The 11,035-nt window shown below is 61.5% G+C and carries 7 protein-coding genes and 1 pseudogene; 4 read left to right on the top strand and 4 right to left on the bottom strand.

From position 1 onward, the window contains the following. Positions 1-140: 140 nt before the first annotated feature. Positions 141-959 (top strand): annotated as a pseudogene (locus tag IRT45_RS37845) (DUF4158 domain-containing protein); the annotation flags it as partial. Positions 960-1,710: 751 nt separating this feature from the next. On the opposite strand, the gene IRT45_RS24975 reads toward IRT45_RS37845, so the two are convergent. Next, positions 1,711-2,610, bottom strand: a complete 900-nt coding sequence (locus tag IRT45_RS24975; protein ID WP_194808313.1) for an NAD(P)H-binding protein — start codon at positions 2,608-2,610, stop codon at positions 1,711-1,713. Positions 2,611-2,772: 162 nt separating this feature from the next. Between IRT45_RS24975 and IRT45_RS24970 the strand changes: the two genes are divergently transcribed. Continuing rightward, positions 2,773-3,645, top strand: coding sequence for an AraC family transcriptional regulator (locus IRT45_RS24970; protein ID WP_194808312.1), 873 nt, complete (start codon positions 2,773-2,775; stop codon positions 3,643-3,645). 1,455 nt (positions 3,646-5,100) lie between these two features. On the opposite strand, the gene IRT45_RS24965 is transcribed toward IRT45_RS24970, so the two are convergent. The 3 genes from IRT45_RS24965 to IRT45_RS24955 form a co-directional block, all read right to left on the bottom strand. Further along, entirely contained in the window at positions 5,101-6,534 is a 1,434-nt protein-coding gene (locus tag IRT45_RS24965) for an MFS transporter (protein ID WP_309241145.1), read from the bottom strand. 408 nt (positions 6,535-6,942) lie between these two features. Then, positions 6,943-7,827: an SDR family oxidoreductase gene (locus IRT45_RS24960; protein ID WP_194808310.1), complete on the bottom strand. Its 885-nt coding sequence runs from the start codon at positions 7,825-7,827 to the stop codon at positions 6,943-6,945. 94 nt (positions 7,828-7,921) lie between these two features. After that, the gene (locus tag IRT45_RS24955; RefSeq protein ID WP_194808309.1) at positions 7,922-8,227 is read right to left on the bottom strand and encodes a hypothetical protein; all 306 of its coding nucleotides are present in this window, start codon (positions 8,225-8,227) and stop codon (positions 7,922-7,924) included. A 348-nt stretch (positions 8,228-8,575) separates the two neighbouring features. Between IRT45_RS24955 and IRT45_RS24950 the strand changes: the two genes are divergently transcribed. Together IRT45_RS24950 and IRT45_RS24945 are read left to right on the top strand one after the other, a co-directional pair. Next, positions 8,576-9,622: an RNA polymerase subunit sigma-70 gene (locus IRT45_RS24950; RefSeq protein WP_194808321.1), complete on the top strand. Its 1,047-nt coding sequence runs from the start codon at positions 8,576-8,578 to the stop codon at positions 9,620-9,622. Between the two features lie 112 nt (positions 9,623-9,734). Then, complete coding sequence (locus tag IRT45_RS24945) at positions 9,735-10,859, top strand: peptidogalycan biosysnthesis protein (protein WP_194808308.1); 1,125 nt, start codon at positions 9,735-9,737, stop codon at positions 10,857-10,859. Positions 10,860-11,035: the final 176 nt, after the last annotated feature.

The raw sequence follows: 11,035 nt of genomic DNA, 5'->3' as shown, positions 1-11,035 counted from the left end.
CCGAATCAGGCCGAAAACACCCTTAAATCCACAGTCCCTCACCGCAGGACAGGGACGACTGCTGGGTTCGGGCTGCGGATCTGGGTGGTGGTTGGCTTGACTGCCGATGAGTTTGGTTGGCGTGCTGGAGGTTTGGGTTCGTGGCGACGCGGGTGTTCGCGGATGAGGAGTTGGAGCGGCTGCGGGGATTCCCGGAAATCGGTCGGGAAGAGTTGTTCCGGTTTTTCACTCTGACTCCGGCTGATGTGGCATTCGTCGATCCGGGACGCGGCCTGGGCCCTGCGAACAGGCTGGGCCTGGCGGTGGCGCTGTGCGCGGTGCCGTGGCTGGGATTCGCGCCGGACAAGGTGAGTGCCGCGCCCGCCAGTCGCGGTGGCCGGCTGGCTCAGCAGTTGAAAGTCGATGCGGAAGATATCCGTTCGTGTGGAAAGCGTTCTCAGACACGCACCAAGCATCCGTGCCTGGCCGCACAGCATCTGGGCCGGCGCCCGCCTGGGGCGATGGAGTTGAAGGAACTGGAGGAATTCTTGTTGGCGCGGGTGATGGAGCATGATTCGCCGACGCTGCTGTTCCGGCTCGCGTGTGAGTATCCGATCTCGGCGCGGGTGATCCAGCCCAGCCCGGACACGCTGGTGCGGCGGGTCGCGCACGCCCGTGAGCAGGTGCAGCGCGAAACCTACGACCTGCTGGCGCGAAGTTCGCCGATGAGCGGCGCATGGCGTTGGATGCGCTCCTGGTCACCGATGCCTCGATCGGGATGTCACGGGTTGCGGTGGTTGTCGACCGGTCCGGTGGACCCATCGGCGAGCGCGGTAAAGGCTGAAGTGACCAAGCTGGGGCTTCTGCGCGGGCTGGGCGCGGACCGCTTCGATGGCTCGGGCCGCCCGCTGCTGGCGCACCCGACCAACCTCGCCTCGACGGCCGCGACGGACTGTCCCGACCCAGCTGCCCGCTGGCCACCGTCGACGACGACGAAATCGGTGACGCGCTGGAAACACTGTGGGGCACCGCGCCGGTCAACATTTGAAACGCCGCCGCGCCGCCGTGGGCAAGTGGCTGACCTGGTGCCGCCAACAGGGCTGGGAGGCACCAGAAGTCCCCGCGTCAGTCGGAGGATCCACCCCGCCGGACTCCGACACCCCGTCCGATCCCGCACCGCGATCGACCGACTGATCGCCCGCCGCGACATCCATCTCCGCGAGACAACGCTATGGCAGATGCTGTACGAAACCTGCGCCAGCGCAGACGAACTACTCCAAATCAACATCGAAGGACTCAACCAGCCCGGCCGCTGCACTCCGGTGAAGTCCAAGGGGGCCAAACCCCGAACCCGCCGACGCGGTGGCACCCGCCTCGGCGAATCCGGAGTCTGCCTCCTCGAACTCATAGCCAAATCCCGGCGCCGCAAATCCGAGAACCTGCGCCGCTACCTCAAACCCGTCACCCAAGCCATGCGCCAGCTCACCAGCTTCCTCGACTCTGACGGCGATCGACGTCCCTTAACGTCACCCTTGACCGGCGTGATATTCGTTGTTTTCGCGCGAATTCCACCGGAACCCCTTCTCGATCGGCCGGGCCGCTCAGCCAGTCGACGTTATACGCGGCGTTCATCGCCAGTACACCGAATCTGAGAACAACGAACACCACACGGGCAACGATCTGGTCCGAATTCCTGTCCGGCAGAACCATCATTCAGCCGAAATTGGGGTACTACTGGTAAGTCGAATACAGCTTCTCGTGGTGAGCAACTGGTTGCGGCAGCCCTGACTCTGATGCCGACCACGTCTCCTCGACGTAGGACCCGAAGGTTCGCGGCGGCCGGCCCGTCAGCAACTCCACATCGCCGCTGACAGCTGCGCAGGCACCGGCTTTGGTGGGGATGAAGAGATGGTTGATGTGATTTACATACGCCGCGGGCCGGTCCGGACCGCGCATGTACTCACGATGTTCTTCTGGCGTGCCGTCGATATGGCGAACCGACGCTCCGCATGTCGCCCCGATCGCCGCAGCGACCTCCGCAAATGAGATCGCCTCCGGCCCACTGATCGCATAGGCCCGGCCGTCGTGCCCCGCCGTCGCGAAAACCGCAGCCGTGGCAGCCGCCAGGTCGCGGGTATCGACAAAACTCACCTTCGCATCCCCCGCCGGGGCATGCACCTCACCCCGTGTGCGAATAGCTTCTGCGAACACCGCGTCGTCCTCGTCGAAGTTTTGCATGAACCAGTTGGCGCGAAGAATTGTCCACTCCTTGCCCGAGTTCTGCACCACCAGCTCGATTGCCCGGCGTGGATGATCGTCCGGAGTGTACTCCACGCCCATATTGGACAAGAATACGACATGTCGGACATGCGGAGCGGACTCCAAAAGCATCCGTACCGACTCAGCAGCGTACTGATCCAGATCGAGCCCCTTAACCACCAACCCCTCAGCATGCCCAAGTGCGCTCGCCCACGTCGATTGGTCGTACCAATCGAAATCCACCGGTGTCAGATGCTCGGACGGCGCGCCGGGATGCCTGCTTCCGACCCTCACGTCGAGCCCGGCCCCAGCCAACGCCTCGACCATCCGCCGGCCAGCCTTCCCAGTGCCACCCGTCACCAAAATCTCCATCGAATTTCCTTCTTTCCAGTGTTTCGATTTCGCTACACAGGCTAGGACTGATCGCGTGCTCAAAGTAATGATCGGAAAGCTTGATCGATGAACCGATCGTCTCGCCCGCCTCACCCGCTAGACGACTCCGAGCGGTGCCTGACACGGGGCTAAGCTTTCAGTGTGGAGACAATCACCGATGTCTACGCCGCGCTTCGAGCCGGCCAGCCATTTGCCGAGTACACACACTCCGACGGCACCGTGATGCCGGAGCACCAGTCAACTCGACAGATTGCATCCGTCTCATTTCGCATCGTGTTGAGCGGATCGTGCCGGATTGTGCCACCTGCCGGCTCCGGGCGTTGGTTCCCAGAGTTGGTCCTGGGGCCAGGAGACATGGCCCTGTTCGGACCGCGCGTCGCCCACACCCTTGCACCGCACGACCTCACGGACCAGGCGGGCAGCGCAGTGGAGAGCCTGTATTGCGGATATCTGCAAGGCCCCCGCCAGCCGCATCCGCTGCTCCAAGATCTCGCGAACATCACCTACATTCCGGTGCGGGCGGCATGCCCGATCGAGTTCGAAAGCCTGCTGAGGTTTTTGCGACTAGAGCTCGAGGACTCCAAACAGCCACCCGATCTGACACCGGCCCTCGTCGAAGCCTCACTGACGTATGTGTTACGCACATGGCGACGACACCATGCCCGAGACACAACCTCGCCGCACGCCGATACCGTAGTGGCCCGAGCACTACGAGCGATGCACACACATATCGAACACCCCTGGACAGTGGCAGAATTGGCCTCCGTAGTCGGACTCTCCCGGGCCGCATTCGCCCAACGCTTCACCACTGCGATAGGACAGCCCCCACTGGCTTATCTGACCTCAGTGCGTCTGGCCGAGGCCGCCAAACTCCTCCGCGACACCGACCGACCCATCACACAGATTGCCCGCGTCACCGGCTACAGCTCGACCATCACCCTCACCCGCGCATTCCGACGCGAACAAGGCATCACCCCTGGCGCCTACCGCCACGGACAGGCCCGGATCGGCTGAGCATGACAGAAATCAACCCACCATCTGGATACATTAGCGACGTCATCGGCGGCTAGGAGAAGTGCCAGCCTCGCCGTGGGCATACCCATGGACTTGATATGGGAGCACCAGTTCGCGCGCAGGCGCACGACGTCCTGTTCGCACACCGGATATCCCTTGCGCGCGTGGCTGATTCAATGCCTCTTCGAGAACTACCGCGGTTCCACAGCGCGATAGCCTTGATCATCACACCGACTGTGCCGAGCTGGCTCGGTATACCGGAGTGATACGCCTCGTGCAACTCGCTGCGGCGGCAGCCGAGGACATACGTGGCCAAACTGCGGCGCTCTTTGCGAATTGCGCGTCCTTGAGATGCGGCGCCGATACGGTTCCGGTCGACATAGGCCCAGGAATCCGGAAGCTGGCACAAGCTGGAAAGTAGATCGGCACTGATTGGTTCAGGGGGCCGTGTTCGGCCGTTGCGCTGTCCGACAGCGTCATTCGCGGTGGCAAATTTGGAGGATGCCCAGCCCAGAAGTTGTACGGGACCAGCTGCGTTGCGGCGGGACGAAGGCAATAGCCAGGGTGTAGGCGTCCACCGGTAGAGAGACCCGCCTTTGCGGTCTTGTGCTGCGGCCGCGGCCCGGCCGTCGAGGGTGCGCTCGCGGATCAGCTCGCGTTGCATCTACGCGGGAATGAACAGCATCGCCGGTCCTCAACCGGTCATGCGGCGCTTATATGTCTCGAACTGAGTCTGTTCGCGTGGTTGCGCGACACAGAACAGCGGGTCCTGGCCCAGCCGCATCACCCGCGCCGACACCAGATACTCGCACGCAAGCTGGAACAACAATGTCGGGAATAAGCTCCATCGACGGCGCCAGCAGAAATTCATCCAGCTCCATCGAACCGCCGGCCGCTCCCCGAGGCGCTACCAACCGCAGATGCTCGGGGTTCGTGCCGCGTACCGTACGAACTGATCAGCGAGGCATCCATTTTCAGCTGCTCAGCCGACCGAGCCACCGGCGGCGCCTCAGCCACCCTTCCCGGCACGAACCCCAACCACAGCAACAACGCCATCCCCGAACTCAAGATCTCTACCCGACCACGCCGCCGGCATCAAACGCCACATCAGGCGAAGTGAGACCTCAGAACTGTAACGACTCTTCCCGGCTGATCTGCGGAACTCCCGCAGACCTGCCAGTTCCTCATCCGCAGAAATCCGCGTCGCCACGAAACTCGACGTTCAGCACAGCAACCAACCTCAACGACGGCCAAGCCAACTCCTACCACATCCAGACAACATCACATCGGTGCAGGTCAGCCATTGTCGCCATTTTGTACGAGCGCTACTGGGACCCTAACCAGGGTCGCGTGCCTACACAACACCCGATCGCTATTCCGGGCTGGCGGACGGCCCCAGGTCACCACGCATCCGTCTCATATCAGCGCAGATCCACAACCCGCCGTCCACCCATGTCACACCGCTTCCTTCTCGGGCACGACCGCGTCTGTCGACATCTTCTCGGGCACCACGCGACGCATCGGCGGTATCGCGATCCCCGCGATTGCGCCGATCAACGCGATAGCAGATGCCACACCAATCGCCGGACGGAATCCGTCGACGAACATGCCGGCTGTATCGTAGCCACCTTTCGCTGCGAATGTTGCCACTACGACGGCTATCCCGACAGCGGACCCCAACTGACGCAACATGTTGAAGGTCGCAGACGCCTTTCCTACATTCGCGCCATCGACGGAGCTCATCACCGCAGCCTGGACTGCAGGCATTGCCATAGACGTGCCAGCACCCCCCACGATGAATGGAAGGATAAGCGCTGGATACGACAGGTCGACATCGGCGATTATCGCGATCCAAGCGAGGCCGACTGATTGTAGGAACAGGCCGCAGACAACGAGGGGGCGAAGACCTACGCGCTCAACTGCTGCTCCGGCCAGCGGCGCCACGAAAAACAGAGTCGCGGTCCACGCAATCAACCGAATCCCTGCCGACATCGGCCCGAGGCCCTGCGCGCTCTGAAAGAATTGAGCCGCAAAGAATACGGTGCCGAAGAGAGAAGCGTACAACGCGAAATTCGCGACATTACCTGCTGAGAATGACCGCGACCGGAACATACGTGTAGGCATCATCGCGACCCGTGCACGCATCTCCCAGCCGACGAACAATCCAGCCAGCACTACACCAGCCGCCAACGTACCGATGACCTCTGCACTGCCCCACCCAGAGCTGTTACCTCGGACCAGCCCCCATACGACGCCGAACCCGGCGCCCGTCGACAACAACGCGCCAACGATGTCCAGGGACGTATCGGACCCGTGACTCTCTTCGACTCGGCTCAGGACGAGCGGGATGAGCACGATTCCGATGGGCACGTTGATCCAGAAAATCCACTGCCAATCCAACCCCTGCGCTATCGCTCCCCCGACGACTGGGCCACCTGCCACAGCAAGGCCGGTGATCCCGGAGTAGACGCCGATTGCACGGGCCTTTTTTTCAATCGGAAATGCGTGGCTCAACAAAGACAGTGCGAGTGGAACTACCAGCGCCCCACCGACACCCTGCACTGCCCGTGCGGCGATAAGCAACGCAGCAGACGTCGCCAGCGCGCATGCGATCGATGCTGCAGTGAAGATTGCTAGGCCGACAGCGAACATTCGCCGACGACCGAGCCGATCACCCAACCCTGCGGCGGCCATCAACAATACGGCCAGTGTCAAGGTGTAAGAATTCACGGTCCATTGCAACGACTCGATCGATGCGTGTAGATCGACTCGAATCGTACCGAGCGCGGTCGCGACGACCAGCCCGTCCAGCGCCACCATCAGCGACGCCATCGAGGTCAGCGCTAGAGTCCAGCCCTGCGCCGATCTCTCATTTTTAAAAATCGACACTATCGTTCTCCTGTACATAGACTGTCTGGCGACTTGTCGTTAAAGTGCACGGGTAAATCGCCGCCGCACAGCTCCCTATTTCGTTACAAGTCGGATTTCCGAACTATAGGTTGAAGTAGGCATGCGCGCTCCGGGCGACGCCGAAACTCGCGAGATTCGGGTGCCCGCGCCGGGTTCAAGTTAGTTTCGGAACTTTCGACATAAGCAAATCCGCCCGAGGACTAAGCGCTCGACGCCCCACGCAAGGAAGGGCGGCGGGAAGTTCGACGTCCTGGGCGAGCAAGGTCCAGGGCCGCTTTACCTGCCGCGATGTGGATCTCCATCTCTTCCGGCACAGAAGACCGTGGACATCCCTGTAAAATCAGCCAGGCGGGCAGATTCTGCTGCAGATAGGTAACCGAAGCCGAGTCAGCTCACAATGGCTGACTGGTTGAAAATATGCTTGTGCCGTTGCAGGAACTCTGCGAACGTTGTCGGCCGGACACCGAACCGGTAATGGGTGTCGAGCCGGAGCTCTGGTTCCGGGCAATTCAAGCGTTCCCGAGCCTGCTGATAGGTGGCTTCGACGAAGTCCACCGGGACGCCGGCACTCAGCATGTACTCACGTCGCTCCTCGGGCGTGATCGGCACGTACTCGACGGGCTTGCCGATCAGTTCCGAGAAAAGGGCAGCAACTTCACCCATGGTCAGCGCCTCGGGCCCGGTCATATGAAGCGCGGAGCCCTCATGCCCCTCTGTGGTGAGCAAACGGAACGTGACTGCCGCGATATCATCGATATCCACCGGCGCGAGCCGAATGTCGCCGGCCGGAAGAGCCAGAATTCCCCGCTCGATTATCGACCGCGCCTCCCTGAGATAAACCTGCATAAATTGCCCCGGCCGCAGATGCGTCCATTCGAGGCCACTAGTCTCGAGATATCTCTCGATCTGCTGATGATTTCGCGTATAACGAAACTTCTCCTGGTCGAATCCCTTCCCCGACTCGAAACCCGAGTACTTGACCACGTGTCGCACACCAGCGGAAACCGCCGCATCGATGAAAGTGCACTGAGCTTCCACCAGCGTGCTATCGGCCGTAGAGATCATCAACGCGCGGTCAATTCCTTCCAGAGCCGGCCCCAAGGTCTGTGGTTGCAACAGATCCCCTTCGACGACATCAACGCCCGAAAGCTCTAGCAATGCGCCCGCCCGAGCCCGGTCACGAACCAGTGCACGCACCGGCACACCGTGTCGAGCGAATTGTTGAACGACTGCCTTGCCATTGTTTCCGGTAGCTCCGGTAATCAGAATCATTTCACCCTTCAATCTGTCTAGGAGTAACTCCAGGAGTAATTCAGCTTTGATATACCGCACCGACGGACCTGCCGATTGGTTCGATCTAGTCGTCCTACGCCTCGGAGGAGTTCTTCACAGAAAAGCCGATCACATCCAACTTCGTCTCCGTCCGCGAGCCCGGTACTACGCGATCTTCGAGGTGTTCCCGAAAGACCCCGAACGCGGAAATTGATGCCAATCTATCCGGATCATCGAGTGCGGCAAAGTGCACGAAAGTCACGCCATCCTCGAGGACGAACGCGGCATACCGCAACCCCGGTCCAGCTTGCCCGACCTCGCGGACAACATCTTCTATAAGTCTCCGATTCTCCTCGGCCGCTTCGGGATGGGTACGGTATTGAATCACTCTTGCATTCATTGCTCGACTCCTTCGGCAGAGATTTCAGACTTCGGCGACCCGGATAAGCCGTCATCGAACAGGGCCCCATATGGATAGACGCGTGTCAAATTCGAAAGTAAGCGAATTCCACACAAAACGTGATGTACGTCACACCAATGCGCGTGTTGGGCCGTACTCGAGACGCTGACAGCGCAGTCCGGAGCGGTTCACCAGATCCCGAAGCTCGTCCGGCACGGCGCGGTAGTTATGCCAACCCGTCAGACGGTCAAGCGCGACTACACGAAGGGACCTTGCGAGACTGGTGAATTTTCTGACCTTCGTACGTCATACCTAGGACAGCAGTCTCATCGAAGGAGTCTCGTGGCAATGGTGGTTCAGGGTTCGGAGACGGACAGCCGTATCAGCGCCTCCGCTGCGCTGCCCGGCGATGGCGCGGGCTTCGAGGCTCTCGCTCAGCAGCACCGAGCAGAGCTCCACCTGCACTGCTATCGCTTCATGGGCTCCACCGAGGACGCCGAGGATCTCGTTCAGGAAACGTTCCTCCGCGCTTGGGCCAAGCGAGACACGTATCAAGGGAGATCGACGTACAGATCGTGGCTCTACGGAATCGCCACGAACGCCTGCCTCGATGCGCTCCGACGCCGTGCTCGCCGAGTGATACCCGCGGACGTGAAAAATGCTGCCGATCCCCGCGCTGAGCCGGAACGGGCCACCGGTTTTGCATGGCTCGAGCCGTATCCCGAGAAGTTGCTGGAAAGCATGGCCACCCGCGACACCGGCCCAGAGGCGAAGCTGATCCGCAAGGAGACTACCGAGCTGGCGTTCATAGCTGCGATTCAACATCTGCCACCTCGTCAACGAGCCGTCCTTATCCTGCGTGATGTCCTGGATTGGTCTGCCAAAGAGACGGCAGAGGCTCTCGACACCACCCCAGCCGCAATAAACAGCGCCTTGCGACGAGCCCGAGAAACCATCCGGCAGCGGTGGACCCCCCAGGCGGCCGGCGATGAAGAGACTTCCGCGATGACCGATACCGATCGGTCACTGCTCAACAACATGGTCGAAGCGTGGGAACATGCCGACACCGCCGCAGTCGCCGCATTGTTGAGTGCTGATGCCCGATTCATGATGCCGCCGATCGCCTCCTGGTACCGGGGCCGAAACGCGATCGTCACCTTCCTGACCGAACACGCCTTCGGTCCCAGCGAGCCGGGAAGGTTCCGCGCGCTGCCTACTGCAGCAAACCGGCAGCCAGCGCTCGGTATCTACATCCGCGACCCCCAGAAAGTTCACCGACCGTTCGGATTGATGGTCCTCACCACGAAAGGCACGACCGTCACCGAGATGGCACTATTCCAGATCCCGCGGCTATTTCCACTCGCAGGTTTGCCACACATCGCAGGAGGCCAATAGCGCCTGGTCACCCTCCGCGGGCCCAGAACAACGGCTATTCGGACCGCACGCTCGTTATCGATGGAGAACGGCGCGCCGTTTATCTTACCTTGAGGAACGTTCCATGTTCAGGATGACCACCGACGCGGTCGAATCGATTGCCGCCGCCGAATGGGACAGCCTCGTTCGGCCAGGCGATCTCTTCCAGAGTCATGCCTGGTTGCGTCACTTGGACGACGTGATCGCCCCGCATTCGGCAGTCGTGGTGCGTCGCGCGGGGCATCTCGTTGCTGCGATGCCGGTCTGGGAGGGAGATCGCAGTGACCCGGGGCTGTTTAATCTACCCGCATTCTTCCCGGATATGCCCGAGTTGGGGCGTGCGTCATTCCTGTGGGCGGGTGCGCGGAGATCGGTCCGCAACGGCCTGCTCTGCGAGATGGGGCCGCAACGCCCCGCGGCGCTCAGCGAGCTGCTGTCGGGTGCTCTCGCCTGTGCTCATGACGCCGGCCACGACGGTGTAATCGTGCCGTATCTACCCGTGAACGCGGCGGTCGAACTGGCCGCGGCGCATCGGAATGCACATTGTCTGGTGCATTCCGCGGATGCCACCGTTTATATGTCGCCGAACCATGCGGCCGAACCGAACTGGTACGCCAGTGGTCACAACCGCAAACGGCGACGGCGTGAACTGCGGGACTTCGTCGCCACCGGTCACACGCTCGAATGGACAGATCTCACCCCCGCTGTCGCCGCAGAGGTAGCACCACTTATCGCGAATACACGCGGAAAATACGGGAGCAGCGGGGGAGCTGCCTGGATTAATCGCATCTTCGAGGCACAACGAAAGTTCGGTCTGGACGAATTCGCCACAGTGCTGCTGTGTCGGCGGAACGGCGCACTGGTGAGTGTAGCCGTGTGCTACCGCCACGCAGACAGTTTGCACGGTCGGTATTACGGCGCCGATGAATCGGCGGGCCGCATCGGATCGTCCTACTTCGTCACTACCTGCCATGCGCCGGTCGGCTACGCGGCGCAACATGGGTTGCGCCGCGTGTACCTCTCGACATCGTCGCTGGAGGCGAAGGTTCGCCGTGGCGCGATGGTGGAGCCCCTCGCGGCAGTCGTCCTGCTGGCTCGGGGCAGGCTGTACTCCGGCAGCGTCTGCGCCCACAACCGGAAATTGGCCTCGGAGTATCTCGACAGATTCTCCGACTACTCGTACTTGCTCAGCCCGGCATGGCTCGACTTTCTCATCTGACCGAACAGGAGCCCTGATGTTGCACCTCGTCTATAGATTTGCGCCGACTGCCAAGGCTCGGGGGGACCTCGCGGAATTCTGGCGATGGATCGCCGATCGCCAGCTCTGGTTCTACGCGGGCTTTGACATGGTGCTTGATGCCACATGGCATACCGTCACCATCGGCGACAATGTGC

It is taken from the genome of Nocardia sp. BSTN01, assembly GCF_015354405.1.
GTDB lineage: Bacteria > Actinomycetota > Actinomycetes > Mycobacteriales > Mycobacteriaceae > Nocardia.
This window is presented reverse-complemented; position numbering and strand designations above follow the sequence as displayed.